The sequence below is a fragment of the Streptomyces pristinaespiralis genome (genome assembly GCF_001278075.1).
Lineage (GTDB): Bacteria > Actinomycetota > Actinomycetes > Streptomycetales > Streptomycetaceae > Streptomyces > Streptomyces pristinaespiralis.
In genome coordinates, this window is record NZ_CP011340.1 from 5,484,726 (window position 1) to 5,510,079 (window position 25,354).

Sequence of the window (25,354 nt, forward strand, 5' to 3'; positions counted from 1 at the left end):
CTCACGCCTCCTTCCAGCGGTTGCCGAGCCGTGTGATGACGAACGAGAGTGCGGCGCCGAGCAGCGCCAGCATCAGTGAGGCGGCGGCGGCCAGGCCGTAGTCGTGTTCGGTGAAGGCGGCCTGGTAGATGAACATCACCGGGCTCCAGTCCTGGGATATCGAGGACGCCCGGGAGCGCAGCACCTCCGGCTCGTTGAACAGCTGGATCGCGCCGACGGCGGTGAACAGCATGGTGAGCACCACGGAGGACCGGATCATCGGGAGCTTCACGGACCAGCCGGTCCGCAACTCGCCCGCGCCGTCCACGGTCGCCGCTTCGAGGGTCTCCCTCGGCACCGCCTGAAGGGCCGCGTAGAAGATCACCATGTTGTAGCCGATCCACTGCCAGGCGGCGGCGTTGACGAGCGAGAAGATCACCGCGTCCGGCCCCAGGAAGTCCCAGTCGACCCCGATGGAGGAGAGCAGGTCGATCACCGGGCTGAGTCCCGGTGTGTAGAGGAAGCCCCAGATGATCGCCGCGATCAGGCCGGGCACGGCGTGCGGCAGGAAGAAGGCGAGCTGGAAGAACTTCTTCGCCCGGGCCATCGCCGAGTCCACCAGCAGCGCGAGGAGCAGGGCGCCGCCCACCATGACCGGGATGTAGATCACGCAGTACAGGGCGACGTGCAGGAAGCCGCGGCGGAAGCCGGGGTCGTCGAAGGCGCGGAGGTAGTTGTCGACGCCCACGAAGAGGGTCCGCGTGCCGCCGAAGCCCAGGCCCGAGGTGGCCTGTTCACGGAAGAGGCTCATCCACACCGCGTAGCCGACGGGAGCGACGAGGGTGGCGAGGAAGAGGATGAGGAAGGGGGCGATGAAGAGCACCGGTGTGCTGCGCCGCCCGATGCCGGGCCGGGGTGTCATCGGCGGTAACTCCTTGGGACGATCGGCTCGTCGGGCCGGGCGGGAGGGCCCGGCCCGACGTGGGGACTACTTCGCGAGCTTCAGACCCCGGTCCTCGATCGCCTTCTCCGCCGCCGCCTGGCCGGCCTGGAACGCGGCCCAGAACTCGCCGCTCTTCTGCGCCTTGCCGAACTCGGCCTGCATGGTCATGGTCGTGGAGTTGTGCACGGGGCTCCAGCTCCAGCCGGTGGCGATGGCCGGCACCTGCTCGCCCGCGACCGCGTAGATGTCCTGACCGCCGAAGAACGAGGCGTCGAACGTCGACCTTGCGGTGGCGCGCAGCTTCTCCGCGGCGGGCAGGGCGCTGGACGTCCCGGCGGCGAGACGGGCCTCGACCGCCTTCTCGTCGGTGGTCGCCCACTTGATGAACTCCGCCGCGGCGGCTGCCTTCCTGCTGTCCTTGGTGATGGCGAAGGCGGACCCGCCGACGGCGCCCGTCACCGGCTCGCCCCAGTGGGGGAGCGGGGCCTCGGCCCACTTGCCCTGCTGCTTCGGGTACGTCGTCCTGATCGAGCCGGCGCTCCATGACGCGCCGATCAGGGCGATCGCCCTGCTGTCGGTGACGGCCTTGGTGGCCTCGGGGCTCCACGCCTTGTGGTTGAGCACGAGGTCCTGCCGGACCAGGTCCTTCCAGTAGTCGGCGACCTTCCTGGTGGCCGGGTCGGTGATGTTCACCTTCCAGGCGTCGCCGCTGGAGCCGTACCACCGGGCGCCCGCCTGCTGGGCGAGGCCGGCCCAGGTGGCGGTGTCGTCGCCCCAGAAGTCGAGGAGACGGGCCTCGCCCTTGGAGGCGGTCTTCACCTTCGCGGCCGCCGTCCTGAACTCGTCCCACGTCGTGGGGACCTCGATGCCGTACTGCTCGAACAGGTCGGTCCGGTAGTAGAGCGTCTGGGGGCCCACGTCGTAGGGGGAGGCCCAGGTCTTGCCGCCGAGCTCGACCAGGTCGCGGACGGCCGCGGGGGCGTAGCTCTCGACGGAGTCACCGAGTTCGGCGGAGGAGTCGCGGAGCAGGCCCTGTGTGACGAGGTCCGGGACGGCCTGGTACTCGACGTTGACGACGTCGGGCGCGTTGCCCGCCTTCACCGCCTTGGAGATCTTGTCGTAGCCGCCGTTCAGCCCCGCGGGGATCTCGGCGAAGGTGACCTTGATGCCGGGGTGGCTCTTGTTGAACGCGGCGGCCATGTCCTTGGTGCCGGGCATCCAGGACCAGTAGGTGATCTCGACGGGCTTGCCGGCGGTGCCGCTGCCGGCGTCCGCCCGGTCCTCGCCGCCGTTGCCCCCGCACGCCGTGGCGAGGACCGCGAGGGACACGACGGCTGCCGCGAGGGCTATGGAGGACGTACGGGAAGTGGTGTGCATGAGCGCTGCTCCTACGGGAGGCCTGGGGGCTCGTCCGGCCCTGACCCGCCGGACAGCCCCCGAGGGGGCGGCGAGTTGAGGCACATCTTTCGGCCAGCTTCGATCAGAGTCAATAGGAAATGAACAAACGAGCAGAAACGATCGAAGACTCGATCCGGCGTGTCCGCTCGCTCAGCCCTGGCTCGGCCCGCCCGGGCCTCCCGGGAGCCTCGGCCGGTCCGACGGTCCGCCCTACCGGCTCAGCCCAGGTCGGGCGCCTCGCGCAGCTCCACGGCCGGGCGGCGGTCCTCGGGCAGCGGCCCGTCCAGCTCCAGGACGGCGATCTCGTTGCGGCCCTGCCGCAGCAGCGGCCACGGCGCGTAGAGCGTCCGCTGCGGGCCCCGCTCCCAGTAGCGCCCCAGGCAGAAGCCGTTGACCCAGACGTAGCCCTTGCGCAGGCCGGGCAGGGCCAGGAAGGTGTCGGCCGGCTCGGCGACGTCAAGGAACCCCCGGTGGAAGACCGGGCCGGGGCCTGAGCCCGCCGTCCCCCACGGCAGGCCGTCCGGCGTCCCGTGGCCGAGCTCCACGGCCCGCGCCGACCAGCCGTGCAGCATCTGCTGGGTGTGCAGCACCCGGGCGACGCCCTTGCGGTCACCGAGGGCCGTCCCGTAGTTGACCCGGCCCATCGACTCGACGAGCAGCTCCACCCGTGCGTGCGGCCCGCCGACGGCGATGCCGGGTAGCGACTCGGCCGCGTCCCGTTCCAGCACGCCGGCCGCCCGGCCGTCCACGAACACGTGCGCCCGGTCGGCGAGCCCCTGCACCGAGAGCGGATAGGGGCCGCGCGGCCCCGGTATGCGGCTGCCGTACAGCACCAGACCGTGGCCGATGCCCAGTTCCTCGAACGACGGCGGCTCGGCGGCCCGCACCTCGGGCCCCGCCAGCAGGTCCAGCACGTCGAAGAGGCGGACGGACTCCTCGAGCGCCACCTCACCGGCCGGCAGCAGCGGCGCCGGCGGCGCGGGGGCGGGCAGCGGCCCGTCCGCGTACCGCTCCAGCACCTCGCGGAACGCCCAGAACTTCTCGGTCGCGGCTCCCCGCTCGTCGACGGGAGCGTCGTAGTCGTACGAGGTCACGGTGGGCCGGTAGCCCGTACCGGCCGCGGGGTCCTCGGTGTTGGCGCCGGCCCAGGTGGAGAAGTTGGTCCCGCCGTGCGCCATGTAGACGTTGACCGAGGCCCCGGCCGCCAGCAGTTCTTCCAGGACGCCCGCGGCGTCGGCGGGGTCGCGTACGACGTGGTCGGTGCCCCAGTGGTCGAACCAGCCGCACCAGAACTCCATGCACATCGCGGGATCGTCCGGGCGCAGCCGCGCCAGGTCGGCGAGGGCCTCCTTGGGGCGGCTGCCGAAGTTGACCGTGGCCAGGTGCCCGGGGAGGGCGCCGCCCGTCAGGAAGAAGTCGTCCGGGCCGTCGGAGGTGAACAGCGGCACGTCGATGCCGCGTGCCCGCAGCCCGGCCGCCAGGTGCTCGAGGTATCCCGTGTCCGTGCCGTAGGAGCCGTACTCGTTCTCGACCTGCACCATGAGCACGTTCCCGCCGCGGCTCACCTGGTGGGCGGCGACGACGGGGATCAGCCGGTCGAACCAGCGGTCCACGTGCGCGAGATAGGCCGGGTCCTGACAGCGCAGGGCCCCAACCTCCGGGTCGGCGAGCAGCCACCAGGGCAGTCCGCCGTTCTCCCACTCGGCACAGATGTACGGCGAGGGCCGGACGATCGCGTGCAGCCCGGCCTCGCGGGTCGCGTGCAGGAAGCGGTCGAGGTCGGCGATGCCGTCGAAGTCGTACTCACCGGGGCGTGGTTCGTGGAGGTTCCACGGTACGTACGTCTCCACGGTGTCGAGGCCCATCGCGCGCAGCATGCGCAGCCGGTGCGGCCACTGCTCGGGCAGCACCCGGAAGTAGTGGAGCGCGCCGGACAGCAGGCGCAGGGGGCGGCCGTCGAGGGAGAAACCCTCGGTGGAAACACGGAACATGAGGGTCTCTCCGTCGGAACGTGGTGGTGACCGGTCGATCAGACGCTGGAGGAGCGGACGTGCAGCTCCGGCAGGATCGCCAGCCGGTGTCTGGCTCTGCCCGGATCGGCGAGGCGGCGGGCGAGCAGTTCGACGGCGGCCGCCCCGACGGCGTGCTTGGGCGGGGCGATCGCGGTGAGCGGGATGTCGGCGAGGGAGGCGACCTCGTCGTCGTAGGCGACGATCGCGACGTCACCGGGCACGTCGATGCCGCGCGCCCGCAGGCGCTGGAGCACGACGATGGCGTCGTGGTCGTTGTGGATCAGCGCGGCGTCCAGCAGCCCGTCGGTGACCGCGGTGGTGAAGTCCGCCAGCAGCCGTTCCCGTTCGGCCGCCTCACCGGCCGGCGGCGGCAGCCGGAACGGTCCGGCGCCGGGTGCGTCGAGGCCGGCCGCCGCGAGACCGCCGCGGTAGCCCTCCAGCACCGGTTCGCCGTGCGGACTGTCGTCGCGGAGCATCAGGCCGATGCGCCGGTGGCCGGTGCCGGCCAGATGCTGCACCGCGAGCCGCGCGCCGTGGACGTGGTCGGTGACCACGCGCTCGGCGTCGGAGGCGTCGTCCCCGGGGCGGCGCTCCACCAGCACGTGCGGTACGGGAAGTTCGGCGAGCCACGGCTGGGCGACGGCGAAGCTGCACGGGGTGATCAGCAGCCCGTCGATGCCGTCGGCGAGCATCTGGCGTGCCTGCGCCCGTTCCTCGTCGGAGCTGTACTGGGAGATGCCGAGCACCAGCCGGACGCCGTGCTCCGCGGCCGCCTCCCGGGCGCCCTTGATGACCTCGGGGAAGTAGTAGTCGGCGGCCGGCACGATCAGTCCGAGGACCGGCTCCTCGCCGTGGGGTCGGGGCCGCGGCTCACCGCCCGTGGTCCGGGTACGGGTCTCCGGCAGGACCGCCCCGCCGTGCACCCGTGCCACGAGACCGCGTTCGGCGAGGGCCTCCACGTCGCGGCGGACCGTGACGGGCGAGACCTGCAACTCCTCGGCGAACTCGGTGACGCGCAGCGAGCCGTGCTCGCGCAGCCTGCGGAGTATCGCCTGATGCCTCTCTTCGGCGTGCATCTGCTCCGGTTCCCCTTCCGTCGGGCTGAGCTGCAGTGTAGCCGCCCTCTGATCGACTGTGCACGTTTCTGCTCGAACAATCAATTCGAGCAGAGAATGCGCGATTCATTGACGCGTTGTTCGGGCCCATGAGAGAAACCGCTCAACCGAGCGTGGGCTCCGAGGCCCACGACGCCCCCCGGCCCCCGGAGGTTCCTCCGCCATGTCCTCCACCGTCCCCGCCGCCTTCCTGTCCCGCCGCGCCGTGCTGCGCGCGGCCTCGGTCGCCGCGCTGGCCGCCGCCGCGGGCGGCCCGCTCGCCACGGCCGCGGCCCCCGCAGCGCACGCTGCCGACGCCTACGGCACACTCCGCCTCACCTGGCGCGACCTGATCCTCGGCACCGGTTTCAGCCCCACGGCGGAACCGTACGCCTCCAAACTCGCCGCCCTCGGCCGCACGGCCGCCGCCCTCCGCTCGACGATGTCGCCCGCGAGCGGGTCGCTCTGGCCCGAACTCCCGTACGCCGACCCGGAACCGGACACCGACGCCGAGTCGTACACCTACTCCGGCAATCTCGGCATCAGCTTCAACAGGCTGCGTACCCTCGCCGAGGCCCACAGCAGGCCGGGCACCGGCCTGACCGGCGACGCCGGCCTGCTCGCCGACATCCTCGCCGGCCTCGACCACCTGCACGACGAGGCGTACCACGCGAACGGCGTCCGCTACGGCAACTGGTACAACTGGCAGATCGGCATCCCGCAGGCGCTGCTCGACATCGACGTCCTCCTGCACGACCACCTCGGCGCCGCCCGGCTCGCCGCACACTGCGCGGCCGTCGACCGTTTCGTGCCGGACAGCGTCGTGGCGCAGTACACCGGCACCTCCACCGGGGCCAACCGCGTCGACCTGTGCCGCGTCCTCGCCCTGCGCGGGGTGATCGGAGAGAACTCCGCCAAGCTCGCCCTCGCACGCGACGCGCTCTCACCGGTCTTCCCCTACGTCACCTCGGGCGACGGCCTCTACGCCGACGGCAGCTTCATCCAGCACACCTACGTCCCCTACGCGGGGTCGTACGGCGCCGTGATGCTCGGCGGCCTCTCCCTCATGTTCGCCCTGCTCCAGGGATCGGCCTGGGAGGTCACCGACGCCGGCCGGCAGATCGTCTTCGACTCGGTCGAGAAGGCGTACGCGCCCTTCCTCTTCAACGGGCTCGCCATGGACGGCGTCTCGGGGCGGGCCGTCAGCCGGGGCGTGCAGAAGGCGGACACCACCGCCCTCCACCAGGACGACCACCAGCGCGGCCACTCGATCATCGCCTGCATCGCGCTGCTCGCGCGCAGCGCCTCCGCCGCAGAGAAGGCCCGCTGGGACTCGATGGTCAAGGGCTGGATCGACCGCGACTACTACCGCCCGGTCCTGACCAGCCCGGCGCTGGGCGTGGCGCAGCTGTCCCGGCTGAAGGCGGTCGCCGACGGTCCGGCGGCGCCGGTCCCGGAGCCGGTCGGCCACCGGCTCTTCGCCGGCATGGACCGGGCGGTGCACCGCCGCCCCGGCTGGGCCGCCGCGCTCTCCATGGCCTCCGGCCGGATCACGTACTACGAGAACGGCAACGGCGAGAACCTCCGGGCCTGGCACAGCGGTTCCGGGATGCTCTACTGGTGGGGCGACGCCTTCGCCAACGGCCAGTACTCGGACGACTTCTGGCCCACGGTCGACCCCTACCGGCTGCCGGGCACCACCGCCTCCCGCAAGCCGCTGGCGGACGGTGAAGGAGGCACCTGGGGAGCGGCCCGGCCCGATGTCCGCTGGGTCGGCGGGGCGAGCGACGGGACGTACGCGGCGGTCGGCCAGTACCTCAAAGGGCTGTCCTCCACCCTCCTCGCCAAGAAGTCCTGGTTCTTCCTCGACGACGCGGTCGTCTGTCTCGGCGCGGGCATCCACGGCAGGGACGGCACGGGCGTCGAGTCCGTCGTCGAGAACCGCAACCTCGGCGCGGACGGCGTCCACCGCTTCACGGTCGACGGCACCCCCCGGCCCACCACGCCCGGCTGGAGCGCCACCCTGACCGGGGCCCGCTGGGCCCACCTCGCGGGCCACGCCGGGTACGTCTTCCCGGGCGGCGCCACCGTGAAGGCCCTGCGCGAGTCCCGCACCGGCGCCTGGTCGGACATCAACAAGGGCGCCGTGGCGGACCCGGTCACCCGCCGCTATCTGACGCTGTGGTTCGACCACGGCACCGACCCGACGTGGGCGACGTACGCCTACGTCCTGATGCCCGGTGCGAGCGAGGCGCAGACCTCCGCCCGCGCCGCCGACGCCGGCTGGCTCACCGTCCTCGCGAACACCGCCGACCACCAGGGGGTGCACGTCCCCTCGGTGGGCTTCACCGGGGTGAACTTCTGGTTCGGCGGCACGGTCGGGCCGCTGACCGCGAGCGCGCCGGCCTCCGTGATGATCCGCGAGAGCGGGGCCGGCACCGCGACGGTCTGCGTCAGCGGCCCGCTGCGGGACGGCGCCGTGATCGACCTGACCTGGAACCGTCCGGTCTCCTCCGTGGCCTCGCAGGACAGCTCCGTGCAGGTGCTCGCCACCGGCTCGTCCTTGAAGCTGCGGATCACTCCCGGCACGCTGGGCGCCGTGCACAAGGCGGTGGTCCGGACGGCCTGAGGGGGTCCCGGGACGCGGACCTCCGAGGGGCGGCGGGAATAACCGGAGACGCCCTCCTGTTGGCTGTCGAGGCTATGTACGACAGACGCAGGAGGGCCCAGCGGTGAACGCAGACGCAGTGGACGAGATCCGAGGTACGGCGGCGGGGACCGCCCCCGTACCGCTGTCCGTGCTCGACCTCGTCACCGTCGGCAGCGGGCGCACCGCCACCGACGCGCTGCGCACCAGCGTGGACCTGGCGCGGCTCGCGGAGAGCCGCGGCTACCACCGGCACTGGGTCGCGGAGCACCACTCCATGCCCGGCGTCGCCTCCTCGTCCCCGGCCGTGATCCTAGCCCACCTCGCCGCCCACACCGAGCGCATCCGCCTCGGCTCCGGCGGTGTGATGCTGCCCAACCACGCCCCGCTGGTGATCGCGGAGCAGTTCGGCACCCTCGAGGCGCTCGCTCCCGGCCGGATCGACCTCGGTCTCGGCCGGGCCCCCGGAACCGACGGCGCCACGGCGGCGGCCCTGCGCCGCACCGACCGGCTGAACGAAGGGGCGGACGACTTCCCGCAGCAGCTCGCCGAGCTGACCCGCTTCCTCGACGACGACTTCCCCGACGGGCACCCGTACGCCCGCATCCACGCGGTCCCCGGCCCGGTGCAGGCCACCGCGCCCGGCGGTGTCCAGTCGCCGGCCCGTCCGCCCCTGTGGCTGCTCGGTTCCTCCGGCTTCAGCGCACGGCTCGCCGGTGTGCTCGGGCTCCCGTTCGCCTTCGCGCACCACTTCTCGGCGCAGAACACCGTCCCGGCACTGGACCTCTACCGCGAGTCCTTCCGGCCGTCCGCGGTGCTCGACGCCCCGTACGCCCTGATCGGCGTCTCCGCGCTCGCCGCCGAGGACGAGAAGGAGGCGCGGCGGCAGGTGCTCACCGGCGCGCTGTCCATGGTGCGGCTGCGCACGGGCCGGCCGGGTCTGATCCCGACGCCGGAGGAGGCGGAGGCGTACGACTTCGGCCCGATGGAGCGCGAGGTCGCGGAGAGCTGGCTGCGCAACGTGGTGCACGGCACGCCGGACGCCGTCCGCGCCGGACTCGACGACCTCCAGAAGCGCACCGGCGCCGACGAGTTGATGATCACGGCCAACGCGCACGGCGGCGACGCACGGCTGCGCAGCTACGAACTCATCGCCGACGCGTACGGACTTCCGGCCGCGCCGGTTCGTTAATGAGCCGTTCGGCAGTGGCTCATTAACGAGGCCTTAAACCGCTCGTCACCTTGGGTGGCGAGCGGTTTTTCGCAACGGGTGCAGGTCTCTGACAAGTGCTTTCTGGCTCAAATTGGTCTAGTCCTCATTTGGTGCAGACCATTGACGTGGGCTTCCGGCTGCGGCTATCACTGCTGCAACTCCCGTACCACGCACCCCCCTCGGAGGCCGCACGTGCACGTCCGCAGACCCTTGCTCGCAGCGCTCACCAGCGCGGCACTCGCCGCCGGAGCGCTGGCGGCCGTCGTCGGCCCCGGTTCCGCCCAGGCCGCCGACACGGCCCCGGCGGCCGCGTCGACCGGTGGCGTCAAGATCGCCTACTACGACCAGTGGAGCGTGTACGGCAACGCCTTCTACCCCAAGCACCTCGACACCCGGGGCATCGCGGACAAGCTCGACGTCATCAACTACTCGTTCGGCAACATCCACCCCACCGAACTGACCTGCTTCGAGGCCAACAAGGCCGCCGGTGACGACGCCAACCCCAACGCCGGTGACGGCGCGGGCGATTCGTACGCCGACTACCAGCGCTCCTTCTCGGCGGCCGACAGCGTGGACGGTGTGGCCGACACCTGGAACCAGCCGATCGTGGGTGTCTTCAACCAGTTCAAGGAGCTGAAGGCCAAGCACCCGCATCTGAAGATCAACATTTCGCTGGGCGGCTGGACCTACTCCAAGTACTTCCATGACGCGGCCAAGACGGACGCGAGCCGCAAGAAGTTCGTCGCCTCGTGCGTCAAGCAGTACATCGCCGGAGACCTGCCCGTCGAGGGCGGGTACGGCGGCCCCGGCACCGCCGCCGGCATCTTCGACGGCATCGACATCGACTGGGAGTACCCGGGCTCGCCCGACGGCCACCTCGGCAATCACTACGGCCCCGAGGACAAGCAGAACTTCACGCTGCTGCTGGCCGAGTTCCGCAAGCAGCTCGACGCGTACGGAGCCGCGCACGGCGGCAAGAAGTACCTGCTGACGGCCGCGCTCCCGGCCGGCCAGGACAAGATCAGGCACATCGAGACCGACAAGATCGGCGCGTACCTCGACTACGCGAACATCATGACGTACGACATGCACGGCGCCTGGGACGGCGACGGCCCCGCGTACCACCAGTCGCCGCTGTACTCCCCGGCGTCCGACCCGACCGACCCCGTCAAGCCGGGCACCCAGAAGTACTCGATCGACAACGCCATCGACGCGTGGCTCGACGGCAACAGCGCCTACGGCATCGCCGGCGGCTTCCCGGCCGGCAAGCTCACGCTCGGGTACGAGTTCTACTACCGCGGCTGGAAGGGCGTCCCGGCGGGCACCCGCAACGGCCTCGGCGGCAGCGCCACCGGCGCGTCGGCCGCCCGCCCCGTCAGCCAGCAGGCGGGCATCGCGCACTACAAGGAACTCGGCGGCATCGTCGACAATCCGGCGACCACCTTCTGGGACGACGAGGCGAAGGCCGCGTACTTCTACAAGGACGGCGAGTTCTTCACCGGCCTCGACCGGCGGGCGATCCAGGCACGGGCGGACTACGCCCACGAGAGGGGTCTCGGCGGGGCGATGATGTACTCGCTGCTCGGGCTGGACGCCCAGGCGACCCTGTTCCACCAGATCGTGACCGCGGTCGGCTCGTCCCCGACGGACCCGGAGCCCACGCCGACGCCCACCGAGCCGACGCCGACGCCGACCGAGCCGACCCCCACCCCCACGCCGACCGAACCCCAGCCCGGTTGCACCGCCGCGGCCTGGACCTCCACCGCCGTCTACAACAACGGCGGCGAGGCCTCGCACAAGGGCCGTCTCTGGAAGGCCAAGTGGTGGACACAGGGCGAGGAGCCCGGCACCACCGGCGAGTGGGGAGTCTGGCAGGACCTCGGCGCCTGCTGACGAAGCCGTCCTCCCATCGTGCGTCTGATCCCCCACGGCCCCGGCGGGCCGTGGGGGATCCCCTTTTCCGTGAAAGGCACCCCGGCCGCCGCGAGCGACGGGGAAGCTGTCGTCAGCCGGACGCCGCCGCGGCCTGGGGGCGGGGCCCCGCGCCCAGCATCTCCGCGATGCGGTCCGGGCCGACCGCGCGCGAGTAGAGCCAGCCCTGGCCGGTGTCGCAGCCGATCCGGCGCAGACGGGAGGCCTGGCCCGAGGTCTCCACACACTCCGCGGTGACCGTCAGGCCCAGCCGGTGGGCCAGTTCCACCAGGGCCTGGACGATCGTCTCGTCGGCCGGATTGGCGTGGGCCTCGTCCTGGAAGCCGCGGACAAACGTTCCGTCGAGCTTCAGTACGGATACCGGCAGCCGGCTCAGGTACGCGAGGTTGGAGTAGCCGGTGCCGAAGTCGTCGATGGCGATGTGGACTCCCATGTCGCTCAGCGCCTGGAGCGCCTGGAGCGGCCGCCCCGCCGAGCCCATCACCGCGGACTCGGTGAGCTCCAGCTGCAGCAGATGCGCGGGCAGGCCCGTCTCCGCGAGGATCTCGGCGACATCGGCGACCAGGTCGGAGTCCCAGACCTGCCGCACGGCGACGTTGACGCTGACGAACAGCGGTGGGACGTCCGGGTGGTCGAGCTGCCACTGCCTCGCCTGCCGGCACGCCGTGCGCAGCACCCACTGCCCGAGCTGCACGATCGAGCCGTCCTCCTCCGCGATGGCGACGAACCGATTCGGCGTGAGCGTGCCGAACTGCGGGTGGTTCCAGCGCACCAGCGCCTCCACACCCCGCGTCACTCCGTCCGCCATGCCCACCAGCGGCTGGTACTCGAGGGTGAACTCCCCGCGTTCGACGGCCGGACGCAGCATCGAGGAGAGCGCCTGCCGGGTCATCCGGTGCGCGTTGCGCTCCGGGTCGAAGAGCGTCCAGCGGGACTTGCCGTCCTCCTTCGCCCAGTACAACGTCGTGTCCGCGGCCTGCATCAGGCCGGTCGCGCTCGTCCCCGACACCGCCCGCTCCACCACACCGATCGACGCGGACACCGACAGCCGCTGCCCCGCCAGGTCGAAGGGCTCCTGGAGCGCGGCCAGTACGGACCTGGCGAGGTCGGCGAGCTGCTCCGTGCCGGTGGAGTCCTCGACGAGGATCGCGAACTCGTCACCGCCGAGCCTGGCGACCAGATGACCGCCGCCGTGCCCGGGCCCGCCCGCGTCCGCGCACTCGGCCAGCCGGGTGGCGACGGCGGCGAGCAGCCGGTCGCCGACGCGGTGTCCGAGCGTGTCGTTGACGGCCTTGAACCCGTCGAGGTCGAGGTAGCACAGGCCGATCCGGCCGGTGGAGCCCTGGTCGTAGGGGGAGGACTCCAGCGCGGCGGTCAGCCGCTCGAAGAACAGCGTCCGGTTCGGCAGCCGGGTCACCGGGTCGTGCATCTGGAGGTGCCGCAATCTCGCCCGCAGTTCGCGCCGGTCGCTGATGTCCGCGACGGACAGCAGCACGGTGCCGCTCTCGGGCACGGGGGAGACGGTCACCTCTGCCCACAGCGCACGTCCGTCCGGGTGCTTGAGGCGGCGTGTGCAGCGGAACCGCGAGCGGCGGCCGCGCAGCACCTCGCGGTACGCGTGCCAGGTGCGGGCGTCGGAGGCCAGGTCGATGAGGTCGGCCGCGTACCGGTCGCGCAGCTCCGTGGGCCGGGTGCCCAGCAGTGCGGCGAGCGCCTCGTTGGCGCTGATCACCAGGCCCCGGTGGTCGACGACGGCCATGGCCAGTTGTGCCGCGTTGAAGGCGGCCCGGTAGTCGCGCAGTTCGGACGCTGTCCGGCCGAAGTTGTGACGCTCCGTGACCGAGGGTCGGATGCTTCCGGGGACTGCGACGCCCGCGGGCCCTTGTCCTTCGGAGGTTCCGCTCACCGCTCACTCCCGCAGTGCAGTTGTGTCGTACAGGGTCGTACAAATGTGGTCGGGGGACGGCCCGCCAAGGCAGTCGGCGAAGAAATCCAGCAAGAACTCGGGGAAAGTGTGCCGATCATAGAGGCAGCCGAGGCGGCCCTTCCAGCGTGACCATCATGCGACAGGGCCTCCAGAGGGAACGGCCGATCGTTTCTGCGCGGGTCCGGACCGGGCTCTGGCGGCCCCTGACCGAATGTGACTTTCCGTGAGCCATCGGAGTGTCGCCGGGTCTCGGAGCGGTATCGGACCGGTGTGAGGTCGGTCACCCGAGTGGGGCACCGGAACAGAGCGAACCATCAGAAAACATCACAGGGTGGATCACGCAACCTGCATTCCGCAGCCGGAGGTCCACGTGGAGGGTCAGCAGTCGCCCGAGGGAACACCCGGGAGAGTGGAAAGGGTGCGACTGCGGAGCGCCGCCGCCGCGCTCACGTCGCTCATGGCGTTCGCGGCCACCTCGCTCGTGGCCGGCCCGGCCGTCGCCGACACGGTGGGCGGGCCCTGTGCGCTGCCCCGGACGGCGGCCCACCACTCGCTGGGACTCGACACCTGGAACGCCGCCTACACCAAACCGGCCACCGGCCTCGACGCGGTGATGATCTTCCTCTCGTTCCCGGACTCCGAGCCGCTGAACGCCCCCCACGAGCTCGCCGCCGACCACTTCCCCGCCACCAGCGACTTCTTCCGGCGCGCCTCGTACGGGAAGTTCTCGCTGCGCGCCGAGCCGCTGAACGAGTGGCTGCGGATGCCGAGGCCCTCCGTCGCCTACGGGATACAGCGCGACTGGGATCCCGAGAAGCGCGCCGCCTACCTGCGGGACGCGATCGACGTGGCAGACCGCGAGGTCGACTTCTCCGAGTACGACATCGTCTACCTGGTCGCCGACCCCGACGCACCAGGCGTCGACTCCGACGCGACCAAGGTCGTCAACTTCGACCGGCCGCTGAGCGCCGACGGCACCGACATCCGGCGGGTGGTCACCGTCTTCGAGCGCCACCCGCCGGACCGCAACGTGCTCGCCCACGAGACCGGCCATGTCTTCGACCTGCCCGACCTCTACCACCGGCCGGTCGACGGCAACGGCGACTGGGACACCCATGTCGGGGACTGGGACGTCATGGGCAGCCAGTTCGGACTCGCCCCCGACCTCTTCGGCTGGCACAAGTGGAAGCTCGGCTGGCTGAGCAGGCAGGAGGTGCGGTGCGTCTCCGCGGAACGCGGCGGCGGCATGGTGACCCTCGAGCCGGTGGCGGCCGCGCCCGTCGGCGGCGGGAGTATCGGCACCCGGCTGGCGGTCGTCCGCACCGGACCCGACAGCGCGCTCGCGATCGAGGCCCGCGGCGCCACCGGCAACGACTCCTACACCTGCACGGAGGGCATCCTGCTCTACCGGGTACGGGCCGAGACGGCGTCGGGCGCCGGGCCCGTCGAGGTCGTCGACACCCACCCCGAGACGGAGGCGTGCTGGGAGGAGTCGGTCTATCCGCCGCTCGCGGACGCGCCGCTGGGGGTGGGGGAGACCTTCACCATGCCGGGGCCGCCGGGCGGGCGGGCGCGGGTGGAGGTCGCCGAACGGACCCGGTCAGGGGCGTGGACGGTGAAGATCACCACCGCCTAGCGCCGACCATGTCCGGACGCGTATCAGGGCATGTGTCCGGACACGAAGAAGGCCCCCCGCTTCCGCGAGGGACCTTCTTCCGTCTGTGCGCCGCCAGGGACTCGAACCCCGGACCCGCTGATTAAGAGTCAGCTGCTCTAACCAACTGAGCTAGCGGCGCCTGCTGACGTCGTAGACATTAGCATCCTGATCGGCGCGAGGAAAAATCGATACCCGCACCCCCGCGGAGGCCTTCGCGCGGACCGCCCGCACGCACGCCCACAGCAGGACCTCCGGGCCCGGGAGCCAGGGCCGGCGGGTGTCCGGGGCGACCACCCAGCGCGGTTCCGAGGCGGTGTTCCCGGGGATCAGCGGCGGGACGGTGACGGCGTCGCCCGTGCCGTGGCACAGCAGGGGCGGTACGGAATCACCCCACTCCTCCCAGTCGAGCAGCGAGGGCAGCCGCTGGGCCGTGCCGGGCGCGGCGAACAGCATCATCCGGCCACGGTGCACCGCCACGGGCCCCGAACCGGGGCCCTCCGCCCACAGCCGGTCCAGCATCCGCCGGCCGAAGATCGAGGGCACCGTGACCACGTCGAAGACCGAGCCGCAGGGCAGTACGGCGGGGGCGGTCGGCCGCGCCTCCCACTGGGCGAGCGCCGACCGCGGGTACGTCTCCGCCGAGGCGAGCCAGCCGGCACCGGGGGGTGTCACACGGGCCGCCGCGCGGTCCTCTTCGTCGACGGCGACGTGCGTCAGCAGGGATGGGTCTCGCAGCCATGCGGTCATGCTTCATGCTTACCGCCGGTGACACTGCAATTTCACCGGGTTGGCAGAAACAAGGACAGGACGGGGCGGAGGGGAGTATCTTGCGCCGTCGGCATATGCGAGGTGATGTTGACGGGCGCCTCGCCCCCACTCCCCGTAGTGGTGGCTCCGCGCCCCGGCCCTGCGGGGACCCTAGGTGACCGCGCCGCGGAGGAGCTCGTCGCCGAAGTCGATCATCTTGCGGGCATAGTCCTCGGTCCAGCCCGCCCGCTCCGCGATGTCCGCGGGCGTCAGCCGGTCGAAGCGCCGGGGATCCGCCAGCTGGGCGGCCGCGACGGCCTGGAACTCCACCGCCCGGTCCGTCGCCGCCCGGAAGGCGAGTGCCAGCTCCGTCGCACGGGCCAGCAGCTCGCGCGGGTCCTCCATCGACTCCAGGTCGAAGAAGTGCTCGGGATCGGCGGCAGCCTCCGACGGCTCGAAGAGCAGCGGGGCCGGCCGCATCCTGCGCTCGGTCGTCCGCTCCGGTTCCGCCATGTCCGTACTCCTCCTCGTCACGGCCCGCGCCCCGGACCGCCATCCATTGTCCCGCGCCGCGCAAGAGGGCCTCAGGCCAATCAGGGCCGCCAGTGCACCCGGTGTTCGGCCAGATGTGCCAGCACCGCGTGATTCGCCTCCCAGCCGTCCGGGAACTTCACGGTCACACCCAGCTGGACCGGCTCCGTGGACGGGTGCTCGTCGAGCAGTTCGCCCACACCGGCACGGCACACCACGATGCAGGCGTGCCGGTGCCGGGAAGCGAGCACGCACAGGCGGCCGGTCTCCAGGTGGAACGCCGTCGCGTCCGGCCGGCCCGACAGGGGGTGGAGCACGACGGTCACGTCGTACTCACGGCCCTGAAGGCGGTTCGCGGTGTCGACCGTGACGCCGGTGACACCGAGATCCGCCAGTGCCGCGCGCACCGCCGCGGCCTGGTCGCGGTGGGCCGTGCCCACGGCGATCCGGTCCGCGGTGAGCGGCACCGGCTCCTCGGACCGCTCGGAGACCGCGGCGCCGCCGCGGTCCAGCAGCCGGCGGACCACCAGCGCCACGGCCCGTACCGCCTCCGGGTCGGTGCGCGGCGTGTGACGCGCGGGAAGCTCCAGCAGTCCCCAGCCGGAGGCTGCCGCCTCGTCGAGGACCCGGTCCGGCCCGGACCCGTCGGAGGGCACGCCGAAGGAGAGCCGCCGGACCCCGTCGCCCGTGCCGCTGCGGAACGGTGTGTACGGATAGAACGCGTCGGACACCAGCGGCGCTGCGGAGGCCGGCAGCCGCCAGGAGACCGGCAGCCGGTGCTGCGGGAGCTCCGGGTTGTGCGCGAGGAGCGTCGACACGGCGCTCGCGGACGGGTCGTACGACAGCCCCGCCCACTGCTCGGAACCGACGACGGCGAACGGGTCCAGCTGGCCCGGGTCGCCGACGAAGAGCGCACGCTCGAAGAGCCCGGCCACGGCGAGCAGCGCGTCGGAGCGCATCTGGTACGCCTCGTCGACGATGGCGTGCCCCCAGGGCTCGACGCCCTGCACATGGGCCCACTTGGCCGCCGTGGAGATGACGACGTCCAGACCGGCCAGGTCGCCCGCCTTCGCCGACTTGCGGACGTTGTCCAGCTCGTCGAGGGCCTTGTCGTACGGGTCGGAGTCGTTCGAGTGCAGACGGCCGACGGGGAGCCCCGGCTCCTTCTCCGCGAGCCGCAGCACAAGGTCGTCCACCTGCGCGTTGGTCTGCGCGACGACCATCAAGGGCCGCCCCGCGGCCGCCAGTTCGAGAGCCGCCCGCACCACCAGGGTCGACTTGCCGGCACCCGGCGGGGAGTCCACGACGACACCCCTGGCGGAGCCGTGGAGCGTGTCGGCGAGGATGCCGTCCGTGGCGAGCGCGGCCTCCACGGCGGCATCGAACGGCACCGCGGGAACCTGTGCCGCGGCCGAAGGGGACGGGGGAGGGGGTGTCACAGGAGGTCCTCCGGGGTGACGAGGTCGGGGATCTCGGCCGTTTCCGTGCGCGGCGGCCCGCCGTGCGTCCACGGCGTCTCCTCCGGGTCCGGCAGCTTCGGCCCGCCCCGCTGGTCGTGCTCGAACAGGGTCCAGGCGATACGGTCCCCCTTCACCGGCACCGACCCCTCCGCGGGGTCCTTGGCGCGGCCCATCCGGTCCATCACGCGCAGCACCAGCGTGCCCTCGCCCTCGTACCGTACGAACTCGGCGGTCTGGGGCCTTCCTTCCAGCGAGCGGTACACCTTCACGCGCTCGCCGAGGTGCGGACGGTCGTCCGTGCGGACGGTCACCAGCGGGCGGGGGCTCGGCCGCTTCGACTCGGACCAGGCCATCTCCACGTCGATCACCTCCGACAGGAACGCCTCGCCCGCCAGCCGGCGGCCCGCCAGCACCAGCGGATCGTCCAGGGCCTCCTGAGCCTCCAGCTGCGCCTGCGCCGTCTCCCGCGCGGCCAGCTTCCGCGCGGCGGTCACCGCGTCGTCGCGCCGGGGCTGGGGCGGCTCCCCGGCGCGGACCCGGTCGCGGTGGGCGGTGAACGACCAGCGGTCACGGGTCCAGCGGTCCTCGACGCGGGAGCCCTCCGGAGTTGCGCGCATCAGCTCGACCGTGCGCCACACGGCCGACCAGGTGGGCCGCATCTGGTCCGCGACCAGGCGCCGGATCTCCCGCTCCGCACGGTGCAGCTCGCCCAGCCGCTCGTCGGCGCTGCCGCCGTCCTCGGCCGTGGCCAGCAGCTGCCGGGCCCTGTCGTAGCGCTCCATCGCGGGCGCCAGCAGCCTGTTGTCGAAGACCGGGTCGGTCGCCGGACCCGCCGGCGGGCACAGCAGCATGCCCTCCCGGTCGCGGCCGAGCTCGGCCCGCAGCGCGGCCTCGGCACCCGACTCGCCGTCCGGCCCGTCGCCCGCCTCGATCCAGGCGAGCAGCGCACCCAGGTGCTGGTCCTCCAGCGAGGACTGACCGGTCGCCCAGTGACGGTTCAGCAGATCGGTCGCGGCGAGCAGCAGCGAGGAACCCGGGACCCTGGCCCGCTCCCCGTAGTGGGTGAGCCAACGGCCCAGCAACGGCACACGCGGCGGCGCCGGGTAGGGCGTGTCCGGGTCCTGCTCGGCCGTGCGGCGGAACCGCATCGAGCGCCCCAGCAGCCGCACGAACTCCACGCCCGCCCGGCTCGGCACGATCAACTGCGGAGCGTTCGCGCACAGTTCGACCTCGACGGTGACCTTCTTGCCGGTCTCCGCGTCGGTCTCCTTGCGCTCGACGTGCTCCACCTCGTCCCCGAAGCCGTCCAGATACGGCAGGACCACGTCGGCCAGCTCCGCCAGGAACGCCGAACGCAGGTCGCGGTCGCGCGGCTGCGCCACGACCAGCAGCCGGGGCTCCTCGGGATCCGTCCCCACCAGCGCGCCGAGCGGCGCCCCGGCCTCGCCGGCTGTCGTCAGCGGCACGAAGACCAGCGGGCGCTCGGCCACCCGCCGGTGGCGGACCGTCGCCAGCGGCTGGGCCCGGCCCTTCTCGACCGCCTCCAGCCGGGCGAGGGTGGCGATCAGCGACATGCGCCGGCCTCCTGCCCCGCCGGCGCGCCCTGCTGTGCCGGGTCCGCCTCCGCCAGCGCCTCCGCCCGCAGCGCGGCCGCCCGCCGGAGCGCCGCCACCGCCGGGTCGGCCGGGTCCCCGGCCTCGCCGCGTGCCGCGGCCAGCACCTCGCCGATCGTCGTCAGCCCGCCCAGCTCGCCGCGGACCGACCGGCCCAGCGTCTCCACCGCACCGGCCTGCCTGGCCCGGTCACGGCAGTGGAAGGCCAGCTCGCAGGCGGCGAGGCACTCGGGCGCGTACGCGTGCGGGACGGACTCGACCGCCGCCGTCAGCTCGTCCGCGGAGCAGCCCTCGAGGTCGAACGTGACGCCCTCGGGGAGCCCGGCCGCGATGTCCTCGACGCGGGTGAGCCTGGCCAGCTGGCGGCGGGTCACCGACAGCTGCTTGCGCACGTCCACGGCGGACGCGGTCGGCAGGTTGGAGAAGTCCTTCGGGCAGACCAGCAGGATGCTGTGCGCGACCCGCGCGCCGTCCGTGACGGCGGCGACCCGCTCCAGCGCCAGGACGTACACCGCGGCCTGGCGGGCGGCCGCACCCACCTTCGACGCGTCCGCCGACGCGTCGACCATCGGGAACGACTTGATCTCCACGACCGTCCACCGGCCGTCGGGATGCACGACCACCGCGTCCGGCTCCAGATACGCGGGCGAGCCCGCCACGTCCAGGGCGAGCAGCGGGTGGTCCAGGAGCGTCCACGTCCCGGCGGCCGTCGCCTCGCGCAGCGCCAGCGCCGTACGGGCGGCACGTCCCTCGGGGCCGGCCGCCGAGAGGTCCGGCACCAGGGCGCCGGCGGGGTTGTCGAGGCCCAGCAGGCGCAGCAGTTCCTTGCCGCCGTCGGCCTTCACCTTCGCCTCGAAGGCGTTCCCGCGCATGAAGGCGAACTGCGACTGCCCGAACGTCCCCGGAGCACCCAGCGCGGAGGCGAGCGCCGCCTTGTCCACCCCGGCGCCGTCCAGCAGCGCCCGGCGGCGGCACCCGGGGTTTGCGGCGAGGGCCGCGAGGGCGCGGGCGTCCAGCGGATGGGGCTGCGCGGCAGGGCCCCGCAGCTCAGCGAGCCGTTGCCGGAGTGCTGTCGTCGGCGCCTGCGGAGGGGGTCCGCTGTCCAGGGATTCGCTCACCCGCGGAAGTCTCGCATCCGCCACCGACAACGGGGGAGACGGAGACCGCCGCGGTGGCGCGCGGTCCGCCGGCGAACCGTGCGCGCGTGCGGTCGGCGAGACGCAGCGCGGGCCCGGTCAGCAGCGCGCCTGCGCACATGACGGCGGCGCCGGCGACCGCGTCGAGGAAGTAGTGGTTCGCGGTGCCCATCACCACGACCGTGGTGAGCAGCGGATAGGCGACGGCCAGCGTCCGCACCAGCGGTGTACGGCCGTGCTTCCACAGCATCACCCCGACCCACAGCGCCCAGCCGACGTGCAGGCTCGGCATCGCGGCGTACTGGTTGGTCATGCCGCCGAGGCCCCGCGGCGCGCTCGCCTCCGCGCCCCACCAGCCGTACGAGCTGTACTGCGCCATGGTGTCCACGAACCCGTGGCCGGCGTCCAGCAGCCGGGGAGGGCAGGTCGGCATCAGCGTGAAACCGGCCAGCCCGAGGAGCGTCGAGAGCATCAGCCAGGTGCGGGCCGCGCGGTAGTGGAGCGGACGGCGGCGGAAGAGCCACACGAGAACGGCGGGGGTGGCCAGGTAGTGGAGCGAGGCGTAGGCGAAATCGGCGGGTATGCCGAGCGCCGGCATGTCCGTGAAGAGACGATTCAGCGGATGCTCGGCGTTGAGCAGGAGTGCCTTCTCGGCCCGGAGTATCGCAAGGCCGTTGCCGACGGCCGTGGAGACGTCGCCGCGTGCGAGGAGCCGACCGGCCGAGTACGCCGCGTAGACGACAGCGATCAGCAGCAGCTCGGTCCACCAGCGAGGCCGGTGGCGAGGCGCGGTCTGCGGCATCCGGTCAATCTCCGTCTCCGGTCGGGATCACTCGTCCTGGAAGGGGGACGCCGAGATCGTTGCGGAGGTTGCCTGAAGTTCAGGTGCGGGATGATGGAACGACATTCGATCGTGAACTTCAGGAGAGCTCCCCATGGCACCGCGGATCCTGCTCGCCCGGCACGGCCAGACCGAATGGTCGCTGCTCGGAAGGCACACCGGCAGGACGGACATCCCCCTGCTCGAGGAGGGCCGGCGCGGCGCCAAGCTGCTGGGCGAGCGGCTCCACCGGGCGCCGTGGTCGGGGCTGGAAGGGGTCGAGATCCGCACCAGCCCGCTGCTCAGGGCGAGTGAGACGTGCGCGCTCGCGGGCTTCGGGGAGCGCGCGCAGACCTGGGACCCGCTGATGGAGTGGGACTACGGCGCGTACGAGGGCCTGACGCCGGCCGAGATCCAGGAGCTCAGGCCCGGCTGGCTCCTGTGGAGCGACGGCGCCCCCGAAGGCGAGACACTCGCGGACGTGTCCGCCCGCGCGGACGAGGTCGTCGAATGGGCCCGCTCGGCCGACCGCGACGTGCTGGTCTTCGCCCACGGCCACATCCTGCGGTCCATCGGGGCGCGGTGGCTGGGCGAGCACATCTCCTTCGGGGCGCGCATCCGGCTGGATCCGACGAGCCTGTCGGTGCTGGGGTGGGCGTACGGGAAGCCGGCGATCGAACGGTGGAACGACACGGGGCACCAGGAGGGCTGAGGGCGGGCTCGTCCCCTGCTCCTACGGCCCGGCGGCCGTGGGGCCCCACTTCCCGGACCGGGCACCGCGCTCCGCGCGATGTTCCGAGGGCTCCGCCCCCGGACCCACGCGCCTCGATCGCCGGCGGGGCCGGGGTGGCCGCGCCGGGCGGGCCGAAGTGCCGGCAGTGGCATTTTCGGCCCGCCCGGCGACCGAGGGCACGGCCGAAGGCCGTACGGCCCGGGCAGGACCGGGCTCGGGAAGCGGGCCCCCACGGCCGCCGGTGCCCGGGGAATCCCGCAGGACCCCCGCGCCTCTGTCGTTGGCGGGGCCGGAGTCGCCGCGGGGCTGATGTCGCGGAGCGAATTCCGGCCCGCCTGGGGGCACCTTCCTCGGCCGCGAGGCCGTAGGGGAGGTTGAGGGCACCGCGCGGAGCGCGGTACGCCGCCCGCGGGGCGGGACGGGGCCCGGGGCATGACCGGTTCGGGAAGTGGGCGTGTCAGGCGCGGCCCGTCGCCGTCTCGCGGTGGTGGAGGAAGGTGGACACCGACGGCTTGCGGCGGTGCGGCAGAAGGACCGCCGCCGTGTCCGCCAGCATCGCGTGGATGCGGGACGACCGGACCTCGCCCAGCAGTTCGAGCACCTGCTCGCCCGCCGCTGCCGCCTCCTCCGGCTCGCCCGCACGGGCCAGGTCCGCGGCCAGTTCGGCGCGGTACAGCGCGAGGTTGCGGGTGAAGCGGCGGTCCTGGAGGGTCGCCGCGCGGCGGGCGTGGCGGGCCGCGCGTGCCCATTCGCCGAGGGCCGACCAGCACTGGGCCTGCAGCGCCTCCAGCTCGGGCTCGGCGAAGAAGGACATCCACTCGGGGTCGGCGTCCGAGGCGCCCCGCCCGAAGTGCTCGTGCGCCCTGGCCAGCGACTGTTCGCAGCCGGCGCGGTCGCCGAGGCCCGCCCAGCCGCCCGCCTCCCGCAGCGCGAGCAGCGCCAGCAGCCGTGGCGAGGCGACCACCCGGGCCGCCTGCTGGCCCGCCTGTGCGGTACGCACGGCCTCGCGGTGCCGGCCCGCGTCCCTGGCGAGGAACGACGTGTTGCAGAACGCGTGCGCCTCGAGCGCCGGGTCGCCCGCCACGCGTGCGGTCGCCAGGGCCTCCGCGTAGTGCGAGCGCGCGTCCTCCAGGCGGCCGGAGTCGTGGGCGAGCCAGCCCACCGAGATGGCGAGCTCACCGGCGCCGGTGTGCAGCCGCTGCGCCGTCGACCTGCGGGCCGGTGTGCCGGCGTCGAGCAGTGCGTACGCGGCCCTCAGCGGCTGCGCGGCACGGCGGTAGAGACCGTCGGCGCCGTGCCGGTCGTCGAGCAGCCGGATACGGCGTACCGCCTCCTCGACGGCGCTGACCTCGGCCTCGCCGGCTCTCCGCGGGTCGGGCAGGGATCCGGGGCCGAGCCCCAGGGAGGCGGCCGCCATCGTGGCGGAACCGCTCGTCATGAATGCGCGACGCAGCACGTCGCTCTCCTCGTCGCTGTCGCTTTCGCTGCTGCCGAAGGGGAGGTGGCAGCAGGGGTGGTGGTGCGGAAGGGCCGGGTCCGCGGCCCGGCCCGGCGGCGGTGACGCGGGCGCGGCCCGGTTGACCGCGCCGCGCCCGCGCACCTGTTCCCTGGCGGTGAAGCCGAGGTCCGTCAGCGTCAGGCCGGGGAACATGTGCAGGAACACCCGTTCGTAGGCGTAGTTCGGGCAGCGGATCTCCCCGGACTCGACCCGGCCGATGTAGCGCGCGTCGCAGGAGACCTGCTCGCCGATCTCGCGGGCGGCCCGCCGTACGGCCGTCGCGAACTCGCCCGGCGAGCGGTGTCCGCGCAGCCTGCGGAAAGCCAGGTTGGGTACGGGGGCAGGAACCGCCCGTGATGCCTTTGACGATGACGCCATGGCCGAGGCCTCTCTTGGTGCGGCCGTGTTCCGGCGGGGCAAGAACGTACCTGCTGTGACAGCTCGTTCACACAGAGTTTGACAACAAAAGGGACATCTCGCCGGTGTTCTGCCATGAACTGCCATCCTTTGCGGCGGCGTGCCGCCGTAGCCCTTGACGCGTACGGGCGTTGAACCGTACGGAGGCGCCTTACGTGTCTCCACTCGAGCGAGGAGGGGATCCCCTTGTTGGAGGTCGGCATGGAGACCAGCGCGACGCCCTCGACCACGGCCGGGCACCGGCCCACCCCTGACGGCAGTGCACCGCCCCTCTGCGACGTGGTGGTGCCCGGCGGGCCGGCAGAGCCTTGTGACCTCGTGACCGTGCCCGCCCGACAGGGCCTCGAGGCGGTGGACATCCTGCGCCGCGCCGCCGCGCCCGCGGTCGGACCGGTGCTCCACGACGGGGCCTGCGACACCCTCGGTTTCCTCGTCCCGCCCGGCACGGCCGACGCCTGGGACATGCCGGGCAGCGCCTGTACCCAGACCTCCGGCCGGGGTCTGCGCATCCCGGCGGAGTCACCGGTCACCGGGTCGGGCTGGCTGCTGCCGCCCGGTGACGACGCGGACACGGTGACCGACCCGGTGGTCCTGCGCGAGGCGCTGGGGGAGGCGGCCCGGCTGATCGAGGCGGCGGACAACTGCCGCTGAGACCCACCCGCTCCCGGCGGCGAAGGCCCGGACGCGGCGGGTCCGCGGCCGGGCGATAATGGACGCGTGGCGAAGAGCAAGCGGCGTGGGGGCGGTGGACCGGAGTCCGTCGTCGCGGCCGTGGACGGCGGACTCGCGGAGCTGATACCCGACCGGGAACGCCCGCGCGGCTGGACGCTGCTCATCGACGGTGCGCCGCAGTCGCACGTTGATCTCGACGACCCGGCCCATCTGTCTTTCGAGTACCAGCGCCGGCTGGGCCACGCCGTGGACCTCGCCGCACCTGCCGGACGTCCCCTCCAGGTCGTGCACCTCGGCGGCGGGGCGTTCACCCTCGCCCGGTACGTCGCCGCCACGCGGCCCCGCTCCACCCAGCAGATCGTCGAGCTGGACGCGGCCCTCGTCCAACTCGTCCGCGCGCACCTGCCCTTGGATCCCGGCGCGCGGATACGTGTCAGATCGACCGACGCGCGGGCCGGTCTGGCGAAGGTGCCCGACGGCTGGGCGGACGTCGTGATCGCGGACGTGTTCAGCGGGGCGCGCACCCCCGCGCACCTGACCAGCACCGAGTTCCTCGCAGAGGTGCGCCGGGTGACGAGGCCCGGCGGCAGCTACGTCGCCAACATCGCCGACGGGCCGCCGCTCACGCATCTGCGGGCCCAGATCGCCACCGCCGCGGCCGTCTTCCCCGAGCTCGCGCTCGCCGCGGACCCGACCGTGCTGCGCGGGCGCCGCTTCGGCAACGCCGTACTGCTCGCCTCGGACGTGCCGCTGCCGGTCGCCGAGTTCACCCGCCGGGTCGCGAGCGACCCGTTCGCCGGCCGGGTCGAACACGGGCGGGCACTGGCCGACTTCACCGGCGGGGCGGCACCCGTGACCGACGCGAGCGCCAAGCCGTCGCCGGTGCCGCCGCCCGCCGTGTTCCGCTGACGTCCCGCCTCGGCGG

The 25,354-nt window shown here is 72.8% G+C and carries 19 protein-coding genes and 1 tRNA gene; 7 read left to right on the forward strand and 13 right to left on the reverse strand.

Going from position 1 to position 25,354, the window contains the following annotated elements; all coding sequences use genetic code 11:
* Position 1: 1 nt before the first annotated feature.
* The 4 genes from SPRI_RS23385 to SPRI_RS23400 all read right to left on the reverse strand — a co-directional run bounded on the left by SPRI_RS23385 (position 2) and on the right by SPRI_RS23400 (position 5,408).
* Positions 2-901, reverse strand: a complete 900-nt coding sequence (locus tag SPRI_RS23385) for a carbohydrate ABC transporter permease (RefSeq protein ID WP_005317179.1) — start codon at positions 899-901, stop codon at positions 2-4.
* A gap of 66 nt (positions 902-967) precedes the next feature.
* Positions 968-2,299 (reverse strand): ABC transporter substrate-binding protein, encoded by a 1,332-nt coding sequence (locus tag SPRI_RS23390; protein ID WP_005317180.1) that lies wholly within the window; start codon positions 2,297-2,299, stop codon positions 968-970.
* Between the two features lie 239 nt (positions 2,300-2,538).
* Positions 2,539-4,311 carry a glycoside hydrolase family 35 protein gene (locus SPRI_RS23395; RefSeq protein ID WP_005317181.1) on the reverse strand — a complete coding sequence of 591 codons (1,773 nt, stop codon included), beginning with the start codon at positions 4,309-4,311 and terminating at the stop codon, positions 2,539-2,541.
* Positions 4,312-4,349: 38 nt separating this feature from the next.
* Complete coding sequence (locus SPRI_RS23400) at positions 4,350-5,408, reverse strand: LacI family DNA-binding transcriptional regulator (RefSeq protein ID WP_037774581.1); 1,059 nt, start codon at positions 5,406-5,408, stop codon at positions 4,350-4,352.
* A 202-nt stretch (positions 5,409-5,610) separates the two neighbouring features.
* Here SPRI_RS23400 and SPRI_RS23405 point away from each other — a divergent pair, with 202 nt between their 5' ends.
* The 3 genes from SPRI_RS23405 (at position 5,611) to SPRI_RS23415 (ending at position 11,179) form a co-directional block, all read left to right on the forward strand.
* Positions 5,611-8,055 (forward strand): polysaccharide lyase 8 family protein, encoded by a 2,445-nt coding sequence (locus tag SPRI_RS23405; protein ID WP_053557263.1) that lies wholly within the window; start codon positions 5,611-5,613, stop codon positions 8,053-8,055.
* Between the two features lie 103 nt (positions 8,056-8,158).
* The gene (locus tag SPRI_RS23410; protein ID WP_005317185.1) at positions 8,159-9,265 is read left to right on the forward strand and encodes an LLM class flavin-dependent oxidoreductase; all 1,107 of its coding nucleotides are present in this window, start codon (positions 8,159-8,161) and stop codon (positions 9,263-9,265) included.
* 213 nt (positions 9,266-9,478) lie between these two features.
* On the forward strand, positions 9,479-11,179 hold the full coding sequence (locus SPRI_RS23415) for a glycosyl hydrolase family 18 protein (protein ID WP_037774583.1): 1,701 nt from the start codon (positions 9,479-9,481) through the stop codon (positions 11,177-11,179).
* A 112-nt stretch (positions 11,180-11,291) separates the two neighbouring features.
* On the opposite strand, the gene SPRI_RS23420 is transcribed toward SPRI_RS23415, so the two are convergent.
* The gene (locus SPRI_RS23420; protein WP_005317188.1) at positions 11,292-13,124 is read right to left on the reverse strand and encodes a putative bifunctional diguanylate cyclase/phosphodiesterase; all 1,833 of its coding nucleotides are present in this window, start codon (positions 13,122-13,124) and stop codon (positions 11,292-11,294) included.
* Positions 13,125-13,602: 478 nt separating this feature from the next.
* Between SPRI_RS23420 and SPRI_RS23425 the strand changes: the two genes are divergently transcribed.
* Positions 13,603-14,781, forward strand: a complete 1,179-nt coding sequence (locus SPRI_RS23425; protein WP_086025662.1) for a M6 family metalloprotease domain-containing protein — start codon at positions 13,603-13,605, stop codon at positions 14,779-14,781.
* A gap of 86 nt (positions 14,782-14,867) precedes the next feature.
* On the opposite strand, the gene SPRI_RS23430 is transcribed toward SPRI_RS23425, so the two are convergent.
* From SPRI_RS23430 to SPRI_RS23460, 7 genes are all read right to left on the reverse strand, one after another.
* Positions 14,868-14,941: transfer RNA gene (locus tag SPRI_RS23430), tRNA-Lys, on the reverse strand.
* Positions 14,932-15,549, reverse strand: a complete 618-nt coding sequence (locus tag SPRI_RS36525) for a bifunctional DNA primase/polymerase (RefSeq protein WP_005317192.1) — start codon at positions 15,547-15,549, stop codon at positions 14,932-14,934. The genes SPRI_RS23430 and SPRI_RS36525 overlap by 10 nt, the downstream gene beginning before the upstream one ends.
* Positions 15,550-15,720: 171 nt before the next feature.
* A complete protein-coding gene (locus SPRI_RS23440) occupies positions 15,721-16,062 on the reverse strand; it encodes a hypothetical protein (protein WP_005317193.1) in 342 nt (113 codons plus the stop codon).
* An 80-nt stretch (positions 16,063-16,142) separates the two neighbouring features.
* A complete protein-coding gene (locus SPRI_RS23445; RefSeq protein ID WP_005317194.1) occupies positions 16,143-17,471 on the reverse strand; it encodes an AAA domain-containing protein in 1,329 nt (442 codons plus the stop codon).
* Between the two features lie 44 nt (positions 17,472-17,515).
* A complete protein-coding gene (locus tag SPRI_RS23450) occupies positions 17,516-19,114 on the reverse strand; it encodes a hypothetical protein (protein WP_053557264.1) in 1,599 nt (532 codons plus the stop codon).
* Entirely contained in the window at positions 19,105-20,271 is a 1,167-nt protein-coding gene (locus tag SPRI_RS23455) for a hypothetical protein (RefSeq protein ID WP_107082443.1), read from the reverse strand. The genes SPRI_RS23450 and SPRI_RS23455 overlap by 10 nt, the downstream gene beginning before the upstream one ends.
* Positions 20,201-21,091, reverse strand: coding sequence for a phosphatase PAP2 family protein (locus tag SPRI_RS23460; RefSeq protein WP_053557266.1), 891 nt, complete (start codon positions 21,089-21,091; stop codon positions 20,201-20,203). Before SPRI_RS23460 ends, SPRI_RS23455 begins: the two co-directional genes overlap by 71 nt.
* A 133-nt stretch (positions 21,092-21,224) precedes the next feature.
* On the opposite strand from SPRI_RS23460, the gene SPRI_RS23465 reads away from it, so the two are divergent.
* A complete protein-coding gene (locus SPRI_RS23465; protein WP_005317200.1) occupies positions 21,225-21,821 on the forward strand; it encodes a histidine phosphatase family protein in 597 nt (198 codons plus the stop codon).
* Between the two features lie 478 nt (positions 21,822-22,299).
* On the opposite strand, the gene SPRI_RS23470 is transcribed toward SPRI_RS23465, so the two are convergent.
* Positions 22,300-23,718 (reverse strand): hypothetical protein, encoded by a 1,419-nt coding sequence (locus SPRI_RS23470; protein ID WP_053557267.1) that lies wholly within the window; start codon positions 23,716-23,718, stop codon positions 22,300-22,302.
* Positions 23,719-23,958: 240 nt separating this feature from the next.
* On the opposite strand from SPRI_RS23470, the gene SPRI_RS23475 reads away from it, so the two are divergent.
* Positions 23,959-24,408 (forward strand): hypothetical protein, encoded by a 450-nt coding sequence (locus tag SPRI_RS23475; protein WP_005317205.1) that lies wholly within the window; start codon positions 23,959-23,961, stop codon positions 24,406-24,408.
* Positions 24,409-24,474: 66 nt separating this feature from the next.
* Positions 24,475-25,338 (forward strand): spermidine synthase, encoded by an 864-nt coding sequence (locus SPRI_RS23480; protein WP_005317208.1) that lies wholly within the window; start codon positions 24,475-24,477, stop codon positions 25,336-25,338.
* The last annotated feature ends 16 nt before the right edge of the window (positions 25,339-25,354 follow it).

Bases quoted from the DNA above. Each gene is read 5' to 3' on its own strand.
- SPRI_RS23405 (WP_053557263.1), top strand. From the start codon at position 5,611: ATGTCCTCCACCGTCCCCGCCGCCTTCCTGTCCCGCCGCGCCGTGCTG.
- SPRI_RS23395 (WP_005317181.1), bottom strand. From the start codon at position 4,311: ATGTTCCGTGTTTCCACCGAGGGTTTCTCCCTCGACGGCCGCCCCCTG.
- SPRI_RS23390 (WP_005317180.1), bottom strand. From the start codon at position 2,299: ATGCACACCACTTCCCGTACGTCCTCCATAGCCCTCGCGGCAGCCGTC.
- SPRI_RS23425 (WP_086025662.1), top strand. From the start codon at position 13,603: ATGGCGTTCGCGGCCACCTCGCTCGTGGCCGGCCCGGCCGTCGCCGAC.
- SPRI_RS23470 (WP_053557267.1), bottom strand. From the start codon at position 23,718: ATGGCGTCATCGTCAAAGGCATCACGGGCGGTTCCTGCCCCCGTACCC.
- SPRI_RS23465 (WP_005317200.1), top strand. From the start codon at position 21,225: ATGGCACCGCGGATCCTGCTCGCCCGGCACGGCCAGACCGAATGGTCG.
- SPRI_RS23450 (WP_053557264.1), bottom strand. From the start codon at position 19,114: ATGTCGCTGATCGCCACCCTCGCCCGGCTGGAGGCGGTCGAGAAGGGC.
- SPRI_RS23385 (WP_005317179.1), bottom strand. From the start codon at position 901: ATGACACCCCGGCCCGGCATCGGGCGGCGCAGCACACCGGTGCTCTTC.
- SPRI_RS23440 (WP_005317193.1), bottom strand. From the start codon at position 16,062: ATGGCGGAACCGGAGCGGACGACCGAGCGCAGGATGCGGCCGGCCCCG.
- SPRI_RS23475 (WP_005317205.1), top strand. From the start codon at position 23,959: ATGGAGACCAGCGCGACGCCCTCGACCACGGCCGGGCACCGGCCCACC.
- SPRI_RS23460 (WP_053557266.1), bottom strand. From the start codon at position 21,091: ATGCCGCAGACCGCGCCTCGCCACCGGCCTCGCTGGTGGACCGAGCTG.
- SPRI_RS36525 (WP_005317192.1), bottom strand. From the start codon at position 15,549: ATGACCGCATGGCTGCGAGACCCATCCCTGCTGACGCACGTCGCCGTC.
- SPRI_RS23400 (WP_037774581.1), bottom strand. From the start codon at position 5,408: ATGCACGCCGAAGAGAGGCATCAGGCGATACTCCGCAGGCTGCGCGAG.